18 protein-coding genes and 5 tRNA genes are annotated in these 23,187 nt (G+C 73.1%); 9 read left to right on the plus strand and 14 right to left on the minus strand.

Annotated elements, in window-relative coordinates; all coding sequences use genetic code 11:
• The first annotated feature begins 147 nt into the window (after positions 1-147).
• The 5 genes from ACZ4XD_RS19375 (at position 148) to ACZ4XD_RS19395 (ending at position 610) form a co-directional block, all read left to right on the plus strand.
• A tRNA-Gly gene (locus ACZ4XD_RS19375) sits at positions 148-220 on the plus strand.
• A gap of 35 nt (positions 221-255) precedes the next feature.
• Positions 256-329: transfer RNA gene (locus ACZ4XD_RS19380), tRNA-Cys, on the plus strand.
• 1 nt (position 330) lies between these two features.
• Positions 331-402, plus strand: a tRNA-Val gene (locus ACZ4XD_RS19385).
• Between the two features lie 30 nt (positions 403-432).
• Positions 433-504 (plus strand) — tRNA-Val (locus tag ACZ4XD_RS19390).
• A 34-nt stretch (positions 505-538) separates the two neighbouring features.
• Positions 539-610: transfer RNA gene (locus ACZ4XD_RS19395), tRNA-Val, on the plus strand.
• 64 nt (positions 611-674) lie between these two features.
• Here the strand turns inward: ACZ4XD_RS19395 and ACZ4XD_RS19400 are convergent.
• From ACZ4XD_RS19400 to ACZ4XD_RS19410, 3 genes are all read right to left on the minus strand, one after another.
• Positions 675-962, minus strand: coding sequence for a TFIIB-type zinc ribbon-containing protein (locus ACZ4XD_RS19400; RefSeq protein WP_468043605.1), 288 nt, complete (start codon positions 960-962; stop codon positions 675-677).
• Between the two features lie 72 nt (positions 963-1,034).
• Complete coding sequence (locus ACZ4XD_RS19405; protein ID WP_468043607.1) at positions 1,035-2,084, minus strand: phosphotransferase; 1,050 nt, start codon at positions 2,082-2,084, stop codon at positions 1,035-1,037.
• A 244-nt stretch (positions 2,085-2,328) separates the two neighbouring features.
• Positions 2,329-2,538 carry a hypothetical protein gene (locus ACZ4XD_RS19410; RefSeq protein WP_468043609.1) on the minus strand — a complete coding sequence of 70 codons (210 nt, stop codon included), beginning with the start codon at positions 2,536-2,538 and terminating at the stop codon, positions 2,329-2,331.
• 611 nt (positions 2,539-3,149) lie between these two features.
• On the opposite strand from ACZ4XD_RS19410, the gene ACZ4XD_RS19415 reads away from it, so the two are divergent.
• Positions 3,150-4,469, plus strand: a complete 1,320-nt coding sequence (locus ACZ4XD_RS19415) for a serine/threonine-protein kinase (RefSeq protein ID WP_468043611.1) — start codon at positions 3,150-3,152, stop codon at positions 4,467-4,469.
• Between the two features lie 121 nt (positions 4,470-4,590).
• Here the strand turns inward: ACZ4XD_RS19415 and ACZ4XD_RS19420 are convergent, their stop codons facing one another.
• From ACZ4XD_RS19420 to ACZ4XD_RS19455, 8 genes are all read right to left on the minus strand, one after another.
• Complete coding sequence (locus ACZ4XD_RS19420) at positions 4,591-5,406, minus strand: TrmH family RNA methyltransferase (protein WP_190140855.1); 816 nt, start codon at positions 5,404-5,406, stop codon at positions 4,591-4,593.
• Between the two features lie 53 nt (positions 5,407-5,459).
• Entirely contained in the window at positions 5,460-6,692 is a 1,233-nt protein-coding gene (cobA, locus tag ACZ4XD_RS19425; protein ID WP_468043613.1) for a uroporphyrinogen-III C-methyltransferase, read from the minus strand.
• Between the two features lie 158 nt (positions 6,693-6,850).
• Positions 6,851-11,083 carry a nicotinate-nucleotide--dimethylbenzimidazole phosphoribosyltransferase gene (gene cobT / locus ACZ4XD_RS19430; protein ID WP_468043615.1) on the minus strand — a complete coding sequence of 1,411 codons (4,233 nt, stop codon included), beginning with the start codon at positions 11,081-11,083 and terminating at the stop codon, positions 6,851-6,853.
• Positions 11,084-11,319: 236 nt separating this feature from the next.
• Positions 11,320-12,540: a precorrin-6y C5,15-methyltransferase (decarboxylating) subunit CbiE gene (cbiE, locus tag ACZ4XD_RS19435; protein ID WP_468043617.1), complete on the minus strand. Its 1,221-nt coding sequence runs from the start codon at positions 12,538-12,540 to the stop codon at positions 11,320-11,322.
• Between the two features lie 153 nt (positions 12,541-12,693).
• Complete coding sequence (locus ACZ4XD_RS19440; RefSeq protein WP_468043619.1) at positions 12,694-13,329, minus strand: GNAT family N-acetyltransferase; 636 nt, start codon at positions 13,327-13,329, stop codon at positions 12,694-12,696.
• A 366-nt stretch (positions 13,330-13,695) separates the two neighbouring features.
• Complete coding sequence (locus tag ACZ4XD_RS19445; RefSeq protein ID WP_078885881.1) at positions 13,696-14,577, minus strand: MetQ/NlpA family ABC transporter substrate-binding protein; 882 nt, start codon at positions 14,575-14,577, stop codon at positions 13,696-13,698.
• Positions 14,578-14,647: 70 nt separating this feature from the next.
• Positions 14,648-15,370, minus strand: a complete 723-nt coding sequence (locus ACZ4XD_RS19450; RefSeq protein WP_190841283.1) for a methionine ABC transporter permease — start codon at positions 15,368-15,370, stop codon at positions 14,648-14,650.
• The gene (locus ACZ4XD_RS19455; protein WP_468043622.1) at positions 15,367-16,461 is read right to left on the minus strand and encodes a methionine ABC transporter ATP-binding protein; all 1,095 of its coding nucleotides are present in this window, start codon (positions 16,459-16,461) and stop codon (positions 15,367-15,369) included. Before ACZ4XD_RS19455 ends, ACZ4XD_RS19450 begins: the two co-directional genes overlap by 4 nt.
• A gap of 675 nt (positions 16,462-17,136) precedes the next feature.
• Between ACZ4XD_RS19455 and ACZ4XD_RS19460 the strand changes: the two genes are divergently transcribed.
• Entirely contained in the window at positions 17,137-17,505 is a 369-nt protein-coding gene (locus ACZ4XD_RS19460) for a hypothetical protein (protein ID WP_468043624.1), read from the plus strand.
• Complete coding sequence (locus ACZ4XD_RS19465; RefSeq protein ID WP_468043626.1) at positions 17,498-17,950, plus strand: hypothetical protein; 453 nt, start codon at positions 17,498-17,500, stop codon at positions 17,948-17,950. Before ACZ4XD_RS19460 ends, ACZ4XD_RS19465 begins: the two co-directional genes overlap by 8 nt.
• 119 nt (positions 17,951-18,069) lie before the next feature.
• Here the strand turns inward: ACZ4XD_RS19465 and ACZ4XD_RS19470 are convergent, their stop codons facing one another.
• Both ACZ4XD_RS19470 and ACZ4XD_RS19475 read right to left on the minus strand, forming a co-directional pair.
• Complete coding sequence (locus ACZ4XD_RS19470; protein WP_468043628.1) at positions 18,070-18,585, minus strand: GNAT family N-acetyltransferase; 516 nt, start codon at positions 18,583-18,585, stop codon at positions 18,070-18,072.
• 321 nt (positions 18,586-18,906) lie between these two features.
• A complete protein-coding gene (locus ACZ4XD_RS19475; RefSeq protein ID WP_468043630.1) occupies positions 18,907-20,043 on the minus strand; it encodes a glycerophosphodiester phosphodiesterase in 1,137 nt (378 codons plus the stop codon).
• 298 nt (positions 20,044-20,341) lie between these two features.
• Between ACZ4XD_RS19475 and ACZ4XD_RS19480 the strand changes: the two genes are divergently transcribed.
• Positions 20,342-21,010 carry a lysophospholipid acyltransferase family protein gene (locus tag ACZ4XD_RS19480; RefSeq protein ID WP_042157001.1) on the plus strand — a complete coding sequence of 223 codons (669 nt, stop codon included), beginning with the start codon at positions 20,342-20,344 and terminating at the stop codon, positions 21,008-21,010.
• A gap of 74 nt (positions 21,011-21,084) precedes the next feature.
• Here ACZ4XD_RS19480 and ACZ4XD_RS19485 read toward each other — a convergent pair whose 3' ends face one another.
• Positions 21,085-23,055 (minus strand): bifunctional metallophosphatase/5'-nucleotidase, encoded by a 1,971-nt coding sequence (locus ACZ4XD_RS19485; RefSeq protein WP_468043632.1) that lies wholly within the window; start codon positions 23,053-23,055, stop codon positions 21,085-21,087.
• Positions 23,056-23,187 lie beyond the last annotated feature (132 nt).

The raw sequence follows: 23,187 nt of genomic DNA on the forward strand, positions 1-23,187 counted from the left end.
CCGCCTGCGCCGAGCGAGCACCGCAGCACGCTGCACAAACGCGTTTTTGTACTGGCCCCGGAATCCGCTAGAGTTCAACACGTCGCCGGGACGCGCAAGCGCCCCGGAGGCGAAGTAGCTCCCGGACGTAGTCTGGGAGAGACACCTGCGGACGTAGCTCAGTTGGTAGAGCACCACCTTGCCAAGGTGGATGTCGCGAGTTCGAGTCTCGTCGTCCGCTCGATGTGGGGGATCTTCCCGAACCCCCTCACTCCTGGTGGAGTGGCCGAGAGGCGAGGCAACGGCCTGCAAAGCCGTCTACACGGGTTCAAATCCCGTCTCCACCTCCAAGGACGATTAGCTCAGCGGGAGAGCGCTTCCCTGACACGGAAGAGGTCACTGGTTCAATCCCAGTATCGTCCACTGGATCCCCGGAAACGGGGTATCCGTCCCGCGCGATTAGCTCAGCGGGAGAGCGCTTCCCTGACACGGAAGAGGTCACTGGTTCAATCCCAGTATCGCGCACGCAGCTGCGGATCTTCGTGATCCGCGGTCCCGAGGACGATTAGCTCAGCGGGAGAGCGCTTCCCTGACACGGAAGAGGTCACTGGTTCAATCCCAGTATCGTCCACACCTGATCCCGAGGGCCGGAGCATATCGCTCCGGCCCTCGGTCGTTGTTCAGGACGAGAGCGGTCAGGACGAGAAGAGCATGTGGCCGAAGCCGCGGTGATGGCCGTGGTGTCCATGGTGGCCTTGATGACCGTGGTGGCCGTGCTGCGGGGCGCCCCAGGCGGGGGCCTGCGGGTAAGCCTGCGGAGCGGGTGGCGGCGGGGCCTGCTGGGCCCATTGCGATTCGAGCCGGGTCAGCGCCTCCAGCTCCCCGTAGTCCAGGAATATCCCCCGGCAGCCGGCGCACTGCTCGATCTGCACGCCATTGCGCTGGTATGTCTGCATCGGTGCATGGCACTTGGGGCATTGCATCGTCGCTCAACTCCTGTCGTCCACTACTGCTCGCGGCGGCACCGCCGGAACGGCCTCCCGGCAGCGGGGCGTTCAGCCTACGCCGGGGCCGGCCGGCGCCAACTGCTGTGGCGGGGACGTCATCCGGGCACAGGCCTCGACGAACGCGGTCTCGGCCTCGTCCAGGGGACGGTCGGCGATGGCGGCCTTGGCGACGGCGAGCGCGCCGGTCTGCACGGTGAGCGTGCGGGCCGGAAGTTCCAGGTCGGGCCAGGGATCACCGTCCGGCCCCACGACCGGGCCGCCGGCCGCGCGGTAGGCGGCCAGGAAGCGCGTCCAGAGGTCCGGCGCCAGCAGGCCGGTGGCGAACCAGGCAGCGGGGCGGGCCAGGTCCCAGGCGCCGTCGCCCCGGCCGAGGTCGTCGATGTCGATCAGGAGCCAGGGACCGTCGCCGGCGGGGTGGCGGACGAGCTGGCCCAGGTGGAGATCGCCGTGGCAGAGGGTGCCGGCCCGCGGCGGCGCGGCCTCGCCACGGACCCAGGGCGGCAGCGCGGCCCAGGCCCGCTCGACGGCGGCCGCAGCCGCGGGCAGCGCCCCGGCGGCCGTCCGGGGTGCGTGGCGGCCTGACGGCGGGCCGCCGGCGGGAAGCGGTGCGGTACGCAGCCGGGCCAGGGCGCGGGCGGCCTTGGCGGGGCCGCGCATCGGCGGCACGGGGCCGGGAAGTTGGCGCAGGTCGACGCGGTGCAGCCGGGCCAGCAGACGGGCAGTGTCCTCCCAGGGGGCGGCATCGGGGTCGTCGGGCGGGACCGGGCTGCCGTAGGGCCAGCGGGTGAGCGCACGGCCCTCTTCGGTGCGGGTGAGATAGCCGTCGGGTGCGGTGACCGGGAGCGGGGGCAGCAGGATGCCGTGCAGGAGGGGGTGCGCGGCGATACGGAGCCGGGCGGCGAGCGCGCGGGGGTCGGCGTCGGGAGCGTGCGCCTTGGCGACCGTACGGCCGCTGCGGACGACCGTGCCGTCGGGGCGGTCGGCGAGCACCTCGGAGGAGGGGGCCGGGGCGCCTTCCCGGGTCGCCGGGGCCGGGACGCCTTCCCGGGGCGCCGTCGCGGACAGGGCGGCCAGCCGGTCGAGCAGTGAGGCGGTCATCGTTCCCCCGGGTCCGGCGCGGGCCGGATGCGCCGTGCGTGGTGGTGCGAGCCATGGGCGGCCCGGACCGGGATCGTACGCGCGGCGCGGGCGGAACGGGACGGCCGCGGTCCGGAACGCTCGAAGGCCGGGCATCTCCCCAGATGCCCGGCCGTCGTGCCGTCCGCCGCACCCCCCGTCCCCACGGGGTTTCGGCCGGAGGTCCCCCGTCCCGGGCTGCTCTCCCGGGACCGGGGCGCCAAGCTCAGCGCCCCAGCATTCCGACCACGGACGACGCCTGTGTCAGCACGGCTTCCCAGCCGCCGAAGACCACGGCGAGAACGATCGCCAGCGGCAGCACCATGGCCACCGCGACGAGGGGGTGGCGGGTACCGGCGGACGGCCGGCCCGCGAGCGCCACGGGGACTCTGCGCCCCTGCGCCCGGAGGACCCTGCGCCCGGAGGTCTGCGCCATCGTCCCGCTCCCGTCGTGTTCTGGGGCGGCGGGCGTCTGACCTCGGGGGACGAGTGCACCACCCGCCGCTTGAAGACCACCCTAGGCAGGCGGGCGGCCGCAGGCGTCATGCCGTCGTACCGAATCGGCGGCCTCCAGGAGGATGACCTCAGCGCGTCCCGTGTACTCCTCTGGGTGGAGAAGCACGTCCAGGACCTGGGGACCTCCCCGAGGGGGGACCGTCGGACGGACCGTCCCGGGCACTCCTGAGAGTGACCTCGCTCACTCCGGCCGCTCCCCCGCGTACGGCGGTCCCGCCGCCGCACCGCACCCGGCCCGGCGCCCCTTCCCGCGCCCCGGCCGTATCCCCCGCATCCCTCACCAACCCGGCCCGATCCCGTTACATCCCGTCAATCCCCCTTCCCCAGCGGATCATTGGGAGCGCACCTGGGATACCGGGCCGCCCGCCGGGAAGAAGCGCTCACGCGCGTCGAGGACCGCATGTGGCCCCGGTCAATCCACCGGCCGACGCATGCGCGGCCTCTCAGCACAGCGAGCCGTCAATCCGTAAGCTGTGCCACGTCAGACGGTTGGCAGCGGAGGGGGCTCCCCACCGCAGGTAGGGGACGGACATGGCGATGATGCGGCTCCGACGCGAGGACCCGCGTGTCGTCGGGACGTTCCGGCTGCACCGCCGGCTCGGCGCGGGCGGGATGGGTGTGGTCTACCTCGGCTCGGACAAGCGCGGGCAGCGGGTGGCGCTCAAGGTGATCCGGCCGGACCTGGCGGAGGATCAGGAGTTCCGCTCGCGGTTCGCCCGTGAGGTCTCCGCCGCCCGGCGGATCCGCGGTGGCTGTACCGCCCGGCTGGTCGCGGCCGATCTCGACGCGGACCGCCCCTGGTTCGCCACGCAGTACGTCCCGGGGCCCTCGCTGCACGACAAGGTCAACGAGGAGGGGCCGCTGTCCCCGGCGGAGGTCGCCTCCATCGGCGCCGCGCTCTCCGAGGGGCTGCTGGCCGTCCATGACGCGGGCGTGGTGCACCGCGATCTGAAGCCGTCCAACATTCTGCTCTCGCCCAAGGGCCCGCGGATCATCGACTTCGGCATCGCCTGGGCGACCGGCGCCAGCACACTGACCCATGTCGGTACGGCCGTCGGCTCACCGGGCTTCCTGGCGCCGGAGCAGGTGCGCGGCGCCGCGGTGACCCCGGCGACGGACATCTTCGCGCTGGGCGCCACCCTCGCGTACACCTGCACCGCGGACTCCCCCTTCGGTCAGGGGAGTTCGGAGGTCATGCTCTACCGCGTGGTCCACGAGGAGGCGCAGCTCGCCGGGGTGCCGGACGCACTGGCGCCGTTGCTCGCCTCGTGCCTGGCCAAGGACCCGGCGGACCGCCCCAGCACCCTGTCGCTGTCGCTGCGGCTCAAGGAGATCGCGGCCCGTGAGGCGCACGGACTGTCGGGCGGGCCGCTGGAGAACGGGTCCGGCGGCGGCGCCGGCTGGGAGCGCCGGCCCTCCGAGCGGCCGACCGGGCAGCGGGCCGAGGAGTACGCGCGCCAGCGCACCGAGCGCCGGACGGCGGGCAACTCCTCGCCGCGTCCGCACTCCTCCCGTCCCCCGGTCCCGCGGGACGGGGCGGCCCGGCCGGCCGGTCCGGCCTCGGCCGCGGGGAAGAATCCGCGGACCGGCGGGCGGAACGGGCGACGGGTCCCGGCCGGGCGGCCCACGGGGCGAAACGGTTCGCGTACCCCGGTGCGCACGACCTCCGGCGGGCGCCGGCCGGGCCCCGACCGCCGGCTGCTGCGCCAGCGCGTCATCGTGTTCGTGGTGGTGACGCTGCTGGTGGCGCTCGGTATCGCGGCCGCCCAGGGGTGCCAGGGCCCGGCCCGCGGACTCGGGGCGGAACGCTCCGCGTCGGCGGCCGCCGGGGTGGGGGTGGCGGGCCCTTAGGGGTAACCGGGCCTTACGGGGGAGCCGGGCCTTACGGGGTGGGGGAACGGAACCCCTAGGGGGTGGGGGCGCCCCTTGCGGGCCTCAACGGGGTGGGGTCAGGGGAAATTCCCCGCTGGCGTTATGCCGGGCGGCCGGTGGCCACCGCGTAGAAGGCCACCGCGGCGGCCGCGCCGACGTTGAGGGAGTCCACGCCGTGCGCCATCGGGATGCGGACCCACTCGTCGGCGGCCCGCAAGGCGCCGGTGCTCAGGCCGTCGCCCTCGGCGCCCAGCATCAGCGCGGCGCGCTCCAGGGTGTGCGGCGCGGCCTCGTCGATGGCGGTGGCCTTCTCGGCCGGGGTGAGGGCGAGCAGCTTGAAGCCCGCTTCCCGTACGGCGGCCAGGTCCCGGGGCCAGCTCTCCAGGCGGGCGTACGGCACGGAGAACACCGCGCCCATGGAGACCTTCACCGAGCGGCGGTAGAGCGGATCGGCGCAGTCCGGGGAGAGCAGCACCGCGTCCATGCCCAGGGCCGCCGCACTGCGGAAGATCGCCCCGATGTTGGTGTGGTCGTTGACCGCTTCCATGACCACGATGCGGCGGGTCCCGGCGAGGAGATCGGTGGCCGCGGGCAGGGGCTTGCGCTGCATGGAGGCCAGCGCGCCGCGGTGCACGTGATAGCCCGTCACCCGCTCGGCGAGGGCCGGGCTGACGGCGTAGACCGGTGCCGGGACCTCGTCGATGACATCGCGCATGACGTCGACCCACTTGGCCGAGAGCAGCATGGAGCGCATCGCGTAACCGGCGTGCCGGGCCCGCCGGATGACCTTCTCGCCCTCGGCGATGAAGAGCCCTTCCGCGGGCTCGCGCCGGCGCCGCAGCTCGACGTCGGTCAGGCCGGTGTAGTCGGCCAGCCGCGGGTCGTCCGGGTCGTCGACGGTGATGATTTCTGCCACGGGGAGATAGTGCCTTGTCGGTGTCGGGGTGCCAATGCCGCGTCGGGGAGCGGTTACCTGGGGTCAGGGGCGACGGCGACGACCTCGCCGATGACGATGACCGCCGGGGGACGGACGCCCTCGGCCCGTACGGTCTCGCCGAGGGTCGCCAGGGTGGCGTCCACCCGGCGCTGGGCCGCGGTGGTCCCCTCCTGGATGACGGCGGCGGGGGTGTCGGCGGCGCGGCCGTGCTCGATGAGCTTGGCGGCGATGGCGCCGCTGTTCTCCACGCCCATCAGGACGACGAGGGTGCCGCGCAGCTGGGCCAGCGCCGGCCAGTCCACCAGCGAGCGTTCGTCGTCGGGGGCGACATGGCCGCTGACCACGGTGAACTCGTGGGCGACGCCGCGGTGGGTGACGGGGATACCGGCGGCGCCGGGCACCGAGATGGTGCTGGAGATGCCGGGGACGACCGTGCAGGGGATGCCGGCCTCGGCGAGCGCCTGGGCCTCCTCCATGCCGCGGCCGAAGACGAACGGGTCGCCGCCCTTGAGCCGGACCACTGCCTTGCCGGCCTTGGCGTGCTCGATCAGCGCGTTGTTGATGGCCTCCTGCGCCATGAAGCGGCCGTAGGGGATCTTCGCGGCGTCGATGACCTCGACATGCGGCGGGAGTTCGGCGAGCAGGTCCCGGGGGCCGAGGCGGTCGGCGATGACCACGTCGGCCTCGGCGAGCAGCCGGCGGCCGCGGACGGTGATCAGGTCCGGGTCGCCGGGGCCGCCGCCGACCAGGGAGACCCCCGGGGTGTGCGGGCGGCGGTGGTGCGGGGCGGCCAGGCTGCCGTCCCGGAGGCCCTCGACGATCGCGTCACGTACGGCGGCGGAGCGGCGCGGGTCGCGGCCGGTGAGCACGGCGACGGTGACGCCCTCGCTGCGGCCGGTGGCCGGGGTCCAGGCGGTGGCCGCCTCGGCGTCGTCGGAGCGTACGCACCACACCCGGCGGTCCTCGGCCTCCTGGGACGCGGCGGCGTTGGCCTCCGGGTCGTCGGTGGAGATCAGCGCGTACCAGGCGCCGTCGAGGTCGCCGGCCCGGTAGCGGCGGCGCTCCCAGCGGACCTCGCCGGCGTCGGCCATCGCCTCGACGGACGGGGTGGCGGACGGGGAGATCAGCAGGACATCGGCGCCGGCGGCGACGAGGGACGGGAGCCGGCGCTGGGCGACCTGTCCGGCGCCCAGGACAACCACCCGGCGGCCGGACAGCCGCAGTCCGACGGGGTAGGCAGCGTGTTCGGCGACGTGCTCAGCCATGGCGGTACGGCTCCTTGTGCGGATGGTGCGGGTTCGGCGACCGGCTCAGCCGCTGCGGCTCTGGAGCGGCTGGTGGGGGTACGGCCCGGGTGGCGTACGGCCCCGGCCCACAGCCTATGGGGCTGCGGGCCGGGGGTCATGCGGAGGTCAGGGCCTGATCAGGTCTTCTCCGTCACTCCGGCGGAGTCGAAGGTGGCGACCTCGTGCATGGCGCGGGCGGCGCTCTGCACCACGGGGAGTGCGAGCAGGGCGCCGGTGCCCTCGCCGAGGCGCAGATCGAGGTCGACGAGCGGGCGCAGGCCCAGCTTGTTCAGGGCCGCGACATGGCCGGGCTCGGCGCTGCGGTGGCCGGCGATGCAGGCGGCCAGCGCCTCGGGGGCGATGGCGCGGGCCACCAGGGCGGCGGCGCCGGCACTCACTCCGTCGAGGATCACCGGGGTACGCAGCGAGGCGCCGCCGAGGATCAGGCCGACGAGGGCGGCGTGCTCCAGGCCGCCGATCGCGGCGAGGACGCCGATGGGGTCGGCCGGATCCGGCTGGTGCAGTTCCAGGGCGCGGCGGACCACATCGACCTTGCGGGCGTGGGTCTCGTCGTTGATGCCGGTGCCGCGGCCGGTGACCTCGACCGGGTCGACGCCGGTGTAGACGGCGATCAGCGCGGCCGAGGTGGTGGTGTTGGCGATGCCCATCTCGCCCGTGAGCAGCGCCTTGTTGCCGGCCGCTACGAGGTCACGGGCGGTGTCGATACCGACCTCGATCGCCTTGAGCACGTCCTCCTGGGTCATCGCCGGGCCCGCCGTGAAGTCGGCGGTGCCGGCGCGGACCTTGCGCGGCAGCAGACCGGGGGTGGCGGGCAGATCGCTCGCCACACCGACATCCACGACACAGACCTCGGCGCCGACCTGGTTGGCGAAGGCGTTGCAGACCGCGCCGCCGCCCAGGAAGTTGGCGACCATCTGGCCGGTGACCTCCTGGGGCCAGGGGGTCACGCCCTGGGCGTGCACACCGTGGTCACCGGCGAAGATCGCGACGGCGGCCGGCTCCGGGATGGGCGGCGGGCACTTGCGGGAGAGCCCGGACAGCTGCGCGGAGATGATCTCCAGCATGCCCAGCGCCCCGGCGGGCTTGGTCATCCGCTTCTGCCGCTCCCACGCCTCGCCGAGCGCCTTGGCGTCCAGCGGGCGGATGCCCTGGAGGGTCTCCTGGAGGAGGTCGTGCGGGCTCTCGCCGGGCAGCGCGCGGCGGCCGTAGGTCTCCTCGTGGACGACCCAGGACAGCGGGCGGCGCTTGGACCAGCCGGCCTGGAGCAGCTCGGGGTCCTCCGGGAACTCGTCGACGTAGCCGATGCAGAGGTAGGCGACGACTTCGAGGTGCTCGGGCAGGTCCAGTTCACGGACCATCTCCCGCTCGTCGAAGAAACTGACCCAGCCGACGCCCAGGCCCTCGGCGCGGGCCGCGAGCCAGAGGTTCTCGACCGCGAGCGCGGAGGAGTACGGGGCCATCTGCGGCTGGGTGTGGCGGCCGAGGGTGTGCCGGCCGCCGCGCGTGGAGTCGGCGGTGACGACGATGTTCACCGGCGTTTCGAGGATCGCCTCGATCTTCAGCTCGCGGAACTGCTTGGCGCGTGCCTTGGGCAGCGACTTGGCGTACGCCTCGCGCTGCGCCATCGCGAGCTGGTGCATCTTCTCGCGGGTCTCGGCCGAGCGGATGACCACGAAGTCCCAGGGCTGGGAGTGGCCGACGCTGGGGGCGGTGTGGGCGGCCTCCAGGACGCGCAGCAGCACGTCGTTGGGGATCGGGTCGCTGCGGAAGCCGTTGCGGATGTCGCGGCGTTCGCGGATCACTCGGTGGACGGCGGCGCGCTCGGAGTCGTCGTACCCGGCGGCCGGGGACAGCAGGCCGTCGGCGACGCCGGGCGTACCGGCGGGGCCCTGCTGGTCCGCCGCCCGCTGCTGGTCGCCGTCCTCGTCCGCACTCACGGCCTCGTCCTCGTCCTCGCCCTCGCCGAGCTGGACGAGTGCCGCAGCGTCCTGCTGCTGGGGGGTCTCGTCGGCGTCGGCGGTGGGCTCGGCGTCGGGGGCGGGCTCGTCGGCGGGGGCCGGGGGCTGCGGGGCCGGGGCGTCCACGGGGGTGTGCTCGCCGGACGCCTGGGCCGGGATGTGGACGGTGACGGGCCGGGCTTCGGCCGTCGGCTCGGCGGGGGCGGCGGGCGCGGCCTCCGCGGGATCGGCGGCGGGCGCGGCTTCCTCAGCGGGCTCGCCGGGGGTCGCCTCGGCCGCGGGCGCGGCCGGTTCGGCGGGGTTGTCGGCGTCGTCCGGGGCGGCCGCTGCGGGCTGCTGCTCAACGGGAGCGTCCGCGTCCTGCGTCGCGGCCTCCGGGGCGGGCTCCTGGGCGGTCTGCTGCCCCGCGGGGTCCACGGGGGCGCCGGGCTGCGGCTGTCCGGCGGCCGGCTGCTGTGCCTCGGACGGCTCTGTGACGGCCTGCTCCTGAGGCACCCCGTCGTCGGTCGCGGCCAGGGCGACCGGGTCTTGGGGAGCGGTGCCGGACATCGGGGCGACGGGCTCGGCAACCGGGGCGTCTTCGGTGGCGTCGGCCGGGGTGGCCTGGTCCGGGGCGCCCTCGACGGGGGCGGCGGCCGCGGGCTCCGGGTGGGACTCGGCCGGGGCCACGGCGTCCGGCTGGGCCTCGGCGGCGACGGGCTCGGCGGTGGCCTCGGGCTGTTCGGCGGTCTGCTCGTTCTGCGGCGCCTGGGGGGCGTCGTCGGTGGCGTCGGCAGCCGGTTGGTCCGCTACGGGCGCCGTGGCCTGGCCGGGCGCGTCGGACGGGGCCGGGGCGGCGGCGTCGGCGGGCTGCGCCGGGGCCGAGGCGTCGGCGGGCTGTCCCGCTGCCTCCGTCTCGGCGTCGGCGGGCGCGCCCTGGCCGGCGGGCTGGGGGGCCTCGGGCGCGACGGCCTCGGGCTGCTGGGCGTCCGGAGCGGGGGCCTGACCGGGCGCGTCCGGGATGGGGGCGTCGGGCGCGGGCGCTTCCGGCGCGCCGACATCCTGCACGGGCGCGTCCGCAGCGGCGACATCCTGCACGGCGGCGTCCGCAGCGGCGACATCCTGCACGGAGCCCTCCGCAGCGGAGGCATCCGCCGTGACAGCACCCGCCGCGACAGCACCCGGCGCGGTGGCCTCCACTACAGCGTCCGCCGCCCCGGGCGTTCCCTCCTGACCGGGCGCTGCCGCATCCGGCACCGCGTCCGCAGCGCCGTCCTGCGGCGGCATCGGCACATCGGCCTGCGGCTCCTGCCCGGCCCCGGTGGCGACAACGACGGGAGCACCGTCCCCGGCCGGAGCACCGTCCACGGTCTGCGCGCCGTCCTCGGCCGGCAGCGGCATCGGCTGTTCGACGGGCAGCGCCGCCTCCTGCGGGGCGGGCTGCACTGCCTCGGCGGGGGCGACGGGCACCTCGGCGGGGGCGGCAGGCGCCTCGGGGGCGACCGTTTCTGCAAGCGGGGCCGCGGGGGCCGGTGCGGCGGCGTCGTGCCACTGCGGCACCTGCGACGGGATCTCGCCGAGCTGCGGGCCGGGCAACGGGCCCTGGCCGGCGGCACCGTAGGTCTGCTCGGCGTTCAACTGCCCGCCGTAGGACTGCTCACCGTACGAGGGCGCGACGAAGCCCTGCTCGGCCGCCGCCACCTCCGCGGGAGGCTGCTCGGCGTACGGCAGGTCGGCGGCGCTCTGGGCGTCGGCCGCCGGGCCGGGGACGTCGGGCGTGGCCGGGGCCGGGGCCGGGGCGTCGAAGTATTCGGGGCCGCCCGTGGGGGGCCCGGCGTGCCGTGCGGGCACCTCGGCCGGGCCGCGGTCGGCGAGCGAACGGACCACACCGCCGGTCGGGTCGGGGACGGGCGGGCCCATGTGGAGCGGACGGCGCGGGGGCGTGGCGGGGGCGGCCGCGCGGGCCCGGTCCTGCTGCGGGGCCGCGGGCTGGGGGATGCGGACGGCGCTGAGGTCGACGGAACCGGAGTCCCGGCCGCCGCTCTCGTGGTCGCCGGCCGGGGCCGGCATCGGCTCGTAGCCGGTGGCCCCCTGGGCGGCCGCGTCGAACGGCGCGCCCTGCTGGGGCTGCGGGTCCACGCCGGGGTGGGTCTCCTGCGGCTGCGGGAGCGGCTGGTGCGCGGACTGCTCACTCCAGGCGCCCTGGGCGCCCGGCATCAGCAGATCGTCGTCCGCGACCGCGCCGTCGGTCTGGCCGAGGTAGGGGTATGCGCCCGGAGCGGGCGCCATGCCCGGCTGCTCCGTCGGTCCGGCGTCGGCAGGGGAGGGAGCGGCCGTCGGCTGCGGCTGCCCGGGATGTCCGCCTGCGTTCTCCGGCTGTCCCTCGCCCGGGACCTGGCCGGTGTCGGTCATGCGTACCCCTCGCCCATTGGTAGTGCTCCTTCCAACCGCTCGTGCGACGCGCTCGACCGGGGCGCGCCGACGCCCCGATAGCTAGAACGAGCGAGCACGCCTCGCGGCACGTCCGCTCTCCAGAGCTTCATATTCGGCCAAAACCGCAGAATTTTCCGGATATTGGCGTACGAAGCCGAATGCGGAACGGCGGCGCAACGATCCGCCAGCCTACCTCGCGCGGGTTGCCGTGCTGGTCACGGGTGAGGAACGCGATACCCGCTGAGCAGAAACACCACAGACCGTTCACGTTCGACCCAGACGGAAGTGTCCAGGTCCACGGACTGGAGCAGTGCGCACTCGACTTCGTAGCCGCCGTCGGCCAGCGCCCGGCCGAGCGCTTCGGCCTCGTCGCGGGTGGCGGCGTGGGTGACGATCCGTTCGGGACGGCGGGCCGCGCAGGCGGTGAGCACGTCCGCTCCCCCGCCGCCGACCCGGATCACGTCGGGCTCGGGCAGGTCCTCCAGGACCTGCGGTGCCCGGCCGTGCACGACCTGGAGTTGGACGCCGTGCCGGCGGGCGAGGGCGGCGGTGCGTGCGCAGGCCTCCGGGTCGGCGTCGACCGCGATGACGGCGGCGCCGAAGCGCGCGGTCTCCACCGCGGCGGCTCCGCTGCCCGTGCCGATGTCCCAGACCAGGTCGCCCACCTGCGGCCCGAGACGCGCGAGTTGTGCGGTGCGCAGCTGGACGGACTCGCCCTCGCCCAGGGCGCCGCCGTACGCGCTCGCCGGAAGTCCCCAGCCGCGCGGGCCCGTCGGGTGGCCGACCTCGTGACCGGCGATCCAGCCGGTGCCCTGCGCCGCGGCACCGGCGGGCGAACCACCGACGACAATGACGACATTGGGGTCACGCCAGACATGGTCGGCGGCCTTGTCGGAGGTGAGGACGGTCACCTGCTCCCGCTCGGTGCCCAGTTCCTCGCAGATGACGAAGGTGCGGTGGACGCCGCCGAGCAGCAGGGCGAGTTCGGCGGGGCCGGCGCCGGGCGAGGTGAGCACCGCGACCTTGGTGTGGGCGCGGCAGACGTTCACCGCGCGGCGCAGATCGCGGCTGTGGGCGACCACGACCTGGGCGTCGTCCCAGGGCATGCCGGCCTGCGCGAAGGCGGCCGCGACGGAGGAGACGGCCGGGACCACTTCCACTTCCAGGCCGTGCTCGGGGGCCCGCAGGGTGCGGACGACACCGAAGAAGCCGGGGTCGCCGTCGGCGAGCACCACGGCGGTGCCGCGGTGCTGGGCGATACGGCGGGCGGCCAGGGTCACACTGCCGAGCCGGATCCGTTCGGCGTTCGGCGGCACTTCGGGAAGGGCGAGGTGGTGGGCGGCGCCGGCCACCAGCGTGGCGGCGCCGAGCGCGGCGCGGGCCGCGGCGGTCAGTGGAGAGCCGTCCCATCCGATCACCGTGACCCGGTCGGCCATGCTCGTCAGTCTCCTGGGGCTGCTGTGGTTACGCGGGCGGGCGGCGGACAGAGCGGCCGCCGGCCGGTGGTGGTGCGCTGTTCCGCGCTGGTCGCGCAGAGGCGCGGCAGGCCGAGACTACCCCGTGCGGTACGGACCTGAGTGCGGGCGTGGTCAGTTCCACTCGGGGTAGCTGAATCCGTTCGCGTCGGCGAGCCGGCCGGGGACCCCTTCGAGGTCCTCGGGCAGCAGGCTCCAGACGATCAGATCGGTCCGGATGTCCGTCCAGCCGCCGTCCTCGGTGCGGCTGCGGGCTATGAAGGCGTTGCGCAGCACGCCCTCGCTGATGCAGCCGATCTTCTGGGCGACCTGCTGGGAGGCGGCGTTGTCGGCGGCGGTGCGCAGCTCGATACGTTCGAACTTCTGGTCCTGGAAGAGCCAGTGGGCGACGGCGAGCGACGCCTCGGAGGCGTACCCCTCACCGCGGGCCCAGGAGGCGACGACATAGCTGATCTCGCTGGAACGGATCCGCCAGTCGGTGTTGCGCAGTTGGACCACGCCGACCAGGCGCTGGGTGAGGAACTCGGTGACCGCGAAATCGATCCCGTGGCCCGCCGTCCGCTCCGCCTGGGCGCTCTCGGTGGTCCAGCGGCGCGCGGCGTCCTCGGTGTACGGCTGGGGTATCGCGGTCCAGGCCGCGACCAGCTCGTCGTTCATCATCGCGGCGAGGGACGGCACATCGGCCTCCTCGAAGGGGCGCAGCACCAACCGGTCCGTGCTGATCGAGGTGTCCGGAAAGGTGGATGTCATGCCGCTGCTCCCACGCCGTTGACTGTGGTGTCCGGACCGTCGCGGGCTGTGAGACCGCGAGGTCACGGGCCGTCTTGACCGTCTTGAATGCACCAGCATGCAGCATGGGCGTACGGGTGTGCACGTGCGTGGGCCCCGGGCGCGCGCCGGGCGCGTCCGGGGCCCTACGGGCCGCCCGTGCGGACGGACACCTTCCGGTGACCTGCGCACGGGCGACCGCGTGTCTACACCCGCCCACCCCCCGAAGGGGGGTGGGCGGCGGGGAAAAACTGGTCCGGCGGAAAACCGGCCCAACGGGACAGCCGGCCCAACGGGACAGCCGGCCCGGCGGAACCCACCCGGCCGGAAGCCCGTCCCTGACGTGCGTCAGCTCTTGGCCGGCCCGAAGGCCGGGATGACCGAGCCGTCCTTGTACTTGTCCTCGATGAACTTCTTGACCTCGGGGGAGTTCAGGAGCTTGGCCAGCTTCTTGATCCGCGGGTCGTTCTCGTTGCCCTTCTTGACGGCGAGGAAGTTGGCGTAGGGGTTGTCCTTCGACTTCTCCAGGGCCAGCGCGTCCTTGGAGGGCTTGAGGTGGGCGCCGATGGCGAAGTTGCCGTTGACGATCGCGGCGTCGACGTCGTCGATGCGCGGCGCGGTCTGGGCGGCCTCCAGCTCGGTGATCTTGACGCCCTTGTCGTCCTTGACGTCGGTCAGCTTGGCGTCGGAGCCGACACCGGGCTTGAGGGTGATCACGCCGTTGTCGGCGAGCAGCTTGAGCGCCCGGCCCTCGTTGGAGGGGTCGTTCGGGACCGAGACGGTGCTGCCGGCCTTGAGCTCCGAGAGCTTGTCGATCTTCTTGGAGTAGACGCCGAGCGGCTCGATGAGCACGTTCTGGACGGGCACGATGTGCGTGCCGTTCTCCTTGTTGAAGGTGTCGAGGAACGGCTTGTGCTGGAAGAAGTTGGCGTCGACCTGGCCGTCGTCGGTGACCTTGTTCGGGATCTTGTAGTCGTTGAACGGCTTGACGACCAGCTTGAGGCCCTCCTTGTCCGCCAGCTTGTTCTTGACGAAGTCGAGGATGGCGGCGTGCGGGGCGGGGCTCGCGGCGACGACGAGGGGGGCGTTCTTGTCGCCCTTGTCGCTGCTGGCGGTGGTGTCGGAGGGGGCCGAGCAGGCGCTCGCGCCGAGGGCGACGGCGGAGGCGGCGGCGACGGCTGCGGTGATCTTGATGGTGTTGCGCACGAAGAGTGCCTCTTTCTTGTTCACACACGGGTTCATGTGCGGTGTCCGCCCGGCAAAGGGTCCGGGCTCTTGGGTGGAGCGGGTGGCTCCGGGGTCAGGCGGCTTCGGTGACGGCGGCCGGCTCCTCGATGCGGGTACGGCGCAGGGAGGAGGCACGGGTGCCACGCTGGGCGAGCCGGCGGACGATGCGGTCGCCGAGCACCTGGACAAGGGTGACCAGGAGGATCAGTTCCACCACGGTGGCGATCATCAGCGAGGTCTCGTACTGCTGGTAGCCGTAGGTGTAGGCGAGGTCACCCAGACCGCCGCCGCCGACCGCACCGGCGATCGCGGAGTAGCCGATCAGCTGGATGACCAGGGTGGTGACGCCCGCGACCAGCGCGGGCAGCGCCTGCGGCAGCAGCACCTTGAAGACGATGGTCCAGGTGCCGCCGCCCATGGCGTGGGCGGCCTCGACGAGACCGTGGTCGACCTCGCGCAGGGCGGCCTCGACCAGTCGCGCGAAGAACGGGATGGCGGCGATGGCGAGCGGGACCACCGCGCCGGTCGGACCGATGGAGACGCCGACGAGGAGCCGGGTGAAGGGGATCAGCACCACGATCAGGATCAGGAACGGGAAGGACCGCCCGATGTTGGTGATCGCGCCGAGCACCTTGTTCACGACGATGTTCTGGAGGACGGCGCCGCGCTGGGTCAGATGCAGCAGCACGCCGACCGGGATGCCGAGGAGCACCGCGTAGAACGCGGACCACCACACCATGAAGAGGGTGTCGAGCGTGCGGTCGTACAGCAGCGGCTGCATCTCGTTCCAGGTCACTTGGCACCTTCCTTCTGGAGCGCGGCGGCGGGCTCCGGGGTGGCCGGCCGGTCGACGGGGCCGGCGGCGGTCGCTGCGGCGCTGTGGTCGACGTCCGCCACGTCCACCTGAAGGCCCTGCTCCCGCAGGAAGCCGATCGGCACGACGTTCTCCTCGAAGCGGCCGGGCAGCTCGATGCGCATCCGGCCGATCTGCTTGCCGCCGACGGTGTCCATGGCGGCGCCGAGGATCGAGATGTCGACGTTGTAGGTGCGCGACAGCTCGGAGATCACCGGGCGGGTGGCGGCATCGCCGTGGAAGGTGATGTCGACGACGGTGCGGTCGTCGGCGGAGGGCTCGCCGCCGACCGGGAACAGCTCGCGGGCCAGCTCGGAGCCGGGGGTGGCGAGCAGTTCGGCGACGGTGCCCTGCTCGACGACGCGGCCGTTCTTCATCAGCGCAGCCGAGTCGCAGATCGTCTTGACGACGTCCATCTCGTGCGTGATGAGCACGATGGTCAGGCCCAGCTTGCGGTTGAGGTCGCGCAGCAACTGGAGGATGGAGCGGGTGGTCTCCGGGTCCAGGGCGCTGGTGGCCTCGTCGGAGAGCAGCACCTTGGGGTCACCGGCCAGCGCGCGGGCGATGCCGACGCGCTGCTTCTGCCCGCCCGAGAGCTGGGCGGGGTAGGCCTTGGCCTTGTCGGCGAGGCCGACCAGGTCCAGCAGCTCCAGCGCCTTGCGGGAGCGCTCCTTGCGGTCGACCTTGAGGATCTCCAGCGGCAGTTCGACGTTGTCCTGCACGGTGCGTGAGGACAGCAGGTTGAAGTGCTGGAAGACCATCCCGATGTGGCTGCGGGCGGCGCGCAGTCCGGCGCTGGCGCGCTTGCCGCGGCCGGCGATGGCGGTCAGTTCCTGGCCGGCGACGGTGACCGTGCCGGAGGTGGGGCGCTCCAGGAGGTTGAGGCAGCGGATGAGGGTGGACTTGCCGGCGCCGCTCTGGCCGATGACGCCGTACACCTCTCCTTCGCGGACGTGCAGATCGACGCCGTCCAGGGCGGTGACTTCGCGGTCTCCGGAACGGTAGACCTTGGTCAGGCCCGTTGTGGTGATCACAGGGAATTCCGTCACTGTCGAGTGCTCGGCGGCTCGCCCGCCGGGCACGGGGCATTCTTGCGAGTGCGGCAGAGGGGAACAGGGAGCGGCGGCGGGCGCGGGGCCCGGCTCCGGGTTCCGGTGACGCGGGGCGGCCGGGGGCGTCGGGAGTCCGACGTACGGCTCATGGCAGGGTCTCGCTTCGGGGCGCGAGGCTCAGGCGGGGGCCCTCAGCGGTCACACATTCGACACAGGCAACGAGCACCGGGCGTCTGGTACGCCTCGGTCGCAGGGGTGCGGTAGCTCGTCGTGGTCATGCGGGAAGTAAACCAGACAGCAGTGCGGCCCGATCAAGCCAGTCCGGATTGCGGACACCACCGACCGACTCGTGGACAGCGCCTCGTCGGGCGGAAACGGTCTCGCCCGACCCGGCCGTGGCCTGCACGGATGCGGCCGGGCTCGGAGGGAGGGGGCGAGCGGCCGACGGCACGGGGGCCCGGTGCGCTGTGGTCAACGCCACGGCCAACGCCACGGCCGGCGTTCCGGCCGCGTGGCCGGGGCCCGGAACCCCGGCCGCGCCTCCCGCGGGCGTGCGGACCGCGGTGGGGCCGGGCGTGGCCGCCCGCCCGGCGCCGATTAGCATCGCCCCATGCCCCACAACCCCACGGCGCGCGGCCACGCCGTCCGGAGGCCCCGGTGATCGACGCGCTGACGACCGCGGTCGCGGTGACCGCTCTCGCCCTCGCCGCCTGGTGCGGCTTCGCGGCGTTCCGTGACCAGCCCACCAAGGACTGGCACTTCATCGGCATGGGCCTGGTGTCGCTGCTCGGCATCGTCCAACTGGTCATCGCCGTCGTGCAGTTGTCCCGCGGAGTCTCGCCGGACAAGGGCACCGCGCTCTTCGTCTCGTATCTGCTCGGGGCCGCCGCCTGTGTCCCGGCGACCGGCTTCATGTCGCTCTCGGAGCGCACCCGCTGGGGTTCGGCCACCGTCGCGGCGGGCGCCGTGGTGCTGGCCGTCCTGGAAGTGCGGCTGTTCGACATCTGGGGAGGCGGCAGTGCCTGAGACCACGCGGACCACCGAGCTCACCGCGGCCGCCGGCCCGGCCCGGCGCTCCCTGGGCACCGGCCCCGGCCGGCTGCTGGTCGCGCTCTACGGCATCTTCACCGTCGCGGCCGCCTCCCGCTCGCTGTACCAGCTCATCGCCCAGTTCGACCGGGCCCCGCTGGCGTACGGCCTCTCGGCGGGCTCCGCGGTCGTCTACGGGTTCATCACCTTCTCGCTGGTGCGCGGCGGCGAGGGCGCCCGCCGGGCCGCGTTCGCCTGCTGTGCGCTGGAGCTGCTCGGGGTGTTCGGCATCGGCACCTGGACGCTGCTCGACCCGTCCGCGTTCCCCGACGCCACGGTCTGGTCGGACTACGGCATGGGCTACCTCTTCATCCCCGTCTTCCTGCCCGTCACCGGGCTGCTGTGGCTGCGCCGGTCGCGTACGGAGCGAACGACGGCCTGAAGCCGCCCGGCGAGCGAGCTGGGCCATCCGGGTGAGCTCTGATCCCCGCTCTGCTCTCTGCTCCGACGAGGGCGGCTCAGGGCGGACCCGCTCCGCCCGGGGGCGGGTCCGCTCCTGCGTTATGCCTGAGCGACGAGCTCCCCCGCGCCGGCCGGCTCGGGTACTTCCTTCTCCAGCGTGACCACGTTCAGCCGGGGTGTGCGCTGCTCGGTGCCCACGGGCACATAGCCACGGCTGCGGTAGAGCCGCAGATTGCCCTCGCTGCGGTGGCCGGTGAACAGGCGGTAGCGGGTGGCCGAGTGCTCGGCCACCAGCCGGCCCTCGACGGCGTCGAGCAGCCGGCCGCCCAGGCCGTGCCGCTGCATCCGCGGGTGCACGATGAGTTTGGCTATGTGCCCGGTGCCGTCCTCGTCGACCGTGCCGCGCACGGCACCGACCACCTCCTCGCCGAGCCGGGCCACCACGACGCAGCCCTCGCCGAGTTCGGCCCGCAGCGCCTGCAGCGTCTGGGTGAGCGGCTCGATGCCGTAGTCGTCGTAGAGCGCGGCTTCCTGCTGGTAGCAGAGGTACTGGAGCTTGAGGATCTGCTCGGCGTCCTGGTCGGTCGCCGCAGAGATGGTCACACTCGTGCCCATGCGCGTATGCCTCCCCTATTCGGTTCGCTGGTCCGGGCGCGCTGAGGGTGAGAGGGGTGCGCCCGGAACGATGTGCCCTGACCGACGGCGCCGTGGGGTACCCGGCGCCGCCATGGCGGTGCTGACACCGCCTCTTCCGGAATCCCCGGCAGAGGGCGGCGGCAATCTTCGCCGCGAGCATTCTGCGCAGGCAATCGGGACAAGTGGAACGGACCGGCACCGAGCTCCCCTGTGACATTCCCAACTCAGATGAGAATGCCGGGGAGGTGGTGCCGGTCCGGGCGGCCGGACCGCCGCCGCGGCGGCGGTCCGCGGCCGGCGTCAGCGCTTGCGGAACTCCGCGGCGGCCAGCAGCGCGGTGTCGGGGTTGTCGGAGAACAGGCCGTCGATGCCGGTGCCGAGGTACGCCTTGAAGACCCCGAGGGCGTCGCCGTAGGCGTTGGGGTCGGTGCCGCGGCGGTAGTCGGCCGGCAGGAAGCTGTTCTCGTTGCGGACCGTATACGGGTGCAGGACCAGTCCGGCGGCGTGCGCGTCCTTGACGACGGACGTGGGCTCGCCGAGCTTGCCGTCCTTGTCCCGCGGGATGATCACGGTCAGGTCCGGCCCGATGCCCTGGGCGAAGCCGGCGAGCCACTTCAGGCCCTCGGGCTTGATGAGATCGGCGACCTTGCGCGGGTCGCCCGCCTCGGTGAAGTCCCAGGGCCGGGAGTCGAGCGTGGAGAGCAGCACGACCTTGGGGCAGTCGACGAGCTTGTCCAGCCGCTGGATGCTGCTGGGCTCGAAGGACTGGAGGAAGTTCGGGGAGTTCTTACGGTGCCGGCCGTGCGCGCGCAGCGCCTTGGCCAGCCGCTCCTCCAGGCCGAGGCCCAGCTTGCGGAAGTACGTGGGGTGCTTGGTCTCGATGTGCAGCCAGACGCGGCGGCCCCGCTTGCGGCCCTCGCGCTCGGCCCACCGCAGCACCTCCTCGAAGGTCGGCACCTCCCACACCCCGTCATAGAGGGTGTTGTGCTGCCGGGTGCCCGGTATGCGCTCCTTGGCCCGCAGCGTCTTGAGTTCGGCGAGCGTGAAGTCCTCGGTGAACCAGCCGGTCAGCTTCACCCCGTCCACGGTCTTGGTGGTCTTGCGGTCCGCGAACTCGGGGTGCGCGGAGACATCGGTGGTGGCGGTGATGTCGTTCTCGTGGCGGCAGACCAGATGCCCGTCCTTGGTGGGGACGAGGTCCTGCTCGATGACGTCCGCGCCCATGTCCAGGGCGAGTTGGTAGGAGCCGAAGGTGTGCTCGGGGCGGTAGCCGCTGGCGCCGCGGTGGCCGACGATCAGCGGTACCGGCAGTTCCTGGGGCGTCCCGGGCCGCCCGGCCGCGCTCGCCTGGCCGGCTCCGCCGAACACCGCCGCTCCCGCGCCGAGGGCCGCGGCCCCCAGTACCGTCCGACGTCCCGGCTGCTGGCGCTTGTGCATGCGCACGCTCCTTGTCTGAGGCATTCGCTGGTCTTCCGGGTGCTTCCGGGTGTTTTCCGGCGTGCGGTGAGGCGTGTTGCACACCGGCCCGCGCAACCCGGCCGATCGTAGGCACGGACGGGTCACGCCGGGGAGCCGGACGACGACATCGGGGGGAAGATGGCGGTAACACACGTCAACTGTGCGTATCGACCTCGTGAACCCGATGTGCGCGCGGGAGTAACCCGCGAGTATGGTCCTTGGCTGCGCACAGTTCTGCGCCTGCTTGACGTTGACCAGTCACGACCCGGAGGGCCCGTTGTCCCGCATTGTGCTGAAGGCGATTCTCGGATTCGTCATGCGTGTCCTGTACCGCCCGAAGGTCGAGGGCATGGAGCGCATTCCGGCGACCGGGCCGGTGATCCTGGCCGGTAATCACGTCACCTTCATCGACTCGCTGTTCCTGAGCCTGGTGGTCAAGCGCCCGGTGTACTTCATCGGCAAGGACGAGTACGTCACCGGCAAGGGCCTCAAGGGCCGGCTGATGGCCTGGTTCTTCACCAGCGCCGGCATGATCCCGGTGGACCGGGACGGCGGACACGGCGGGGTCGCGGCGCTGATGACCGGCCGCCGGGTCCTGGAGGAGGGCAGCGTCTTCGGCATCTACCCGGAGGGCACCCGCTCCCCCGACGGCCGTCTCTACCGCGGCCGTACCGGCATCGCCCGGCTCACCCTGATGACCGGTGCGCCCGTCGTCCCGTTCGCGATGATCGGCACCGACAAGGTGCAGCCCGGCGGCAAGGGCCGCCCGCACATCGCGCCGGTGACGGTGCGCTTCGGTGAGCCGCTGGACTTCTCCCGCTACGACGGCATGGACCGTGACCGCTATGTCCTGCGGGCCGTCACCGACGAGGTGATGAGCGACGTGATGGAGCTGTCCGGTCAGGAGTACGTCGACATCTACGCCACCAAGGCCAGGGCCGCCTGACCCGTCCGCCGTGTGCCGGGCCCCATCCGTTCTCCGGATGGGGCCCGTCGCGTATCCGCTGCGGTGCGGGCGGTTCAGCAGGGCACCCGGAAGCCGCCGGGGGCACGCTGGCCCTCGGCGCCGCCGGTCAGCGCCGTACGCAGGGCCGCCTCGGGCCGCGGCACCACGCTGCCGTCGGGCTGGAGCAGCTGCTGGCGCTGGGTGATGGTGCCGGTGCGGGCGCCGGGCACCCCCGCGTTCTTGACCGCCACCCGGTTCAACGGGGCGGGATTCAGCTGTTTCCTGGCGCGGATGAAGGAGACGAAGCTCTCGAAGTCACGGGTGTGCCGGACCGGTGCGGTGAAGCCGGTGAAGGCGCTGAAGCCGTCCTGGTTGATGAGGGTGTAGGAGGGGGCGGCGAGCCGGTAGCGGCGGGTGAGGTCGAGGGCGGTGCCGTCGATGAACACCTCCGCCGGGTCGATCCGCCGGCCGACCGCTCCCGCGGCGTCGAAGGTGTAGCGGACATTGGCGGAGACGGCCAGCGGGGAGAAGCCGAGGCCGCCGCCGGCGGTCGGGGCCCACTGCTCCTCCAGGGCGTCGTGCAGCTGCCGGCCGGTGACGGTGACGGTCATGATCGGGTCGCCGAAGCCGACGGAGTTCCAGGCCTGCGCGAAGGTGACGGCGCCGCCGGTCTCCTCGTCGCGGATCAGATCGCCGGCGATCACGGTCTGGCCGACGCGTGGCGCGACCGCGATGACGGCGAGGTCCGCGGGGGTGTTGGGGTGGTCGGCCGGATCGTCCATCGGGCCGAGCGGCTGCCGCCCCGCCCACAGCGCCCAGTCGGCGACGAGGTTGCCCATGGTGCTCTCCCCCACCGCGTTGCGCCGCCGGGTGAAGGAGGCGCTCTGGGTGCCCAGGCGGCTGCGGGCGCGCCGGCTGCCGTAGTCCGCCCAGTAGCCGGCGATCGATTTGAGCTCCGGGTCCGGTGTGACGTCCCGGGTGTTGGGGTGGTTGGTGGCGGTGGTCAGCTCCCGGATCACCGCGCCGGTGTCGGGGTCGAGGCGCAGATTGATCTCGTTGACGAGCTGGCCGTAGCAGCCGGCCTCGACGAACGGCCGGGGCACGCCGTCGGGGTCGGGCAGCATCATCGTGAAGGCGGTGTGCCAGTGGCCCGTGACGATGGCGTCGATGTCCGGGGAGGCCCGCAGGGCCAGTTCGTAGGCGGGGCCCGAGGGGTTGCGGCCGCTGGAGAAGTCGCCGCCGGCCACCGCGCCGTCGTGCATGCTGAGCACGATCGCCCGGACACCGCGGGACCTGAGCTCCGCCGCGCAGCGGTTGGCGGTCTCCAGCTCGTCGAGGGTGCGCAGTCCCGGCTGGTAGGAGCCGGGGAAGGACTCGGTGCCGATGGCGGTCAGATGGATGAAGCCGACCGGCAGCCGGCGGCCGCCGCCGGCGTCCACGTACTCGATGTTGTACGGCGGCAGTACGAGCTCGCCGTTCCCGTTCCACACCATGTTGGCGCTGTAGTAGGGGAACTTCGCGCCCTGGAAGCGGCGTCCGGTGGAGTCCTCGAAGTCGTCGTCGCGGCCGACCACGGGGAAGCCGTCGCCGACCTCCATGTGGGCGGTGAGGAACTTCGCGGACTTGTCGAACTCGTGGTTGCCGGCCGAGGCGAAGTCCAGGCCCATGGCGTTGAGCGCCTCGATGGTGGGCTCGTCGGCGAAGGTGGCGGCGTCGAACTCCCAGCCGGAGAAGAGGTCGCCGGGGGCGAAGAAGAGGGAGTTGCGGTGGCCGGCGCGCAACCGCTCCAGGTGGGCGGCCATATAGGCGACGCCGCCCACGGTGTAGGTCTTTCCGCCGGCGCCGGTGATGATCGAGTGGGCGCCCGGGGCGCCCTGGAGATAGCCGTGCAGGTCGGTGATGTTGAGGAGCTGGACGTCGACGTATTCGTCGGCGGTGGCCGCGTCGCGGGCGTGGCCGGTGGCGTAGGCGTTGCTGCCGATGGCGCTCGCGGTGGCGAGGGCCCCCGCGGCGGTGAAGAAGGAGCGTCGTCCGATGTCGCGCACTGCGTCACTCTCCTGAGCGGGCCGTCCGTGAGGGGACGACGGGAGAGTCAAGCAGGCCGCTCCGGACGGTCGGTCACCACGATGCGGACCGGGCGTGAACGGGCGGGGGACAGTCGCCCCCGGGGCGTGTCC

The sequence above is a fragment of the Streptomyces sp. NPDC029466 genome (genome assembly GCF_055574515.1).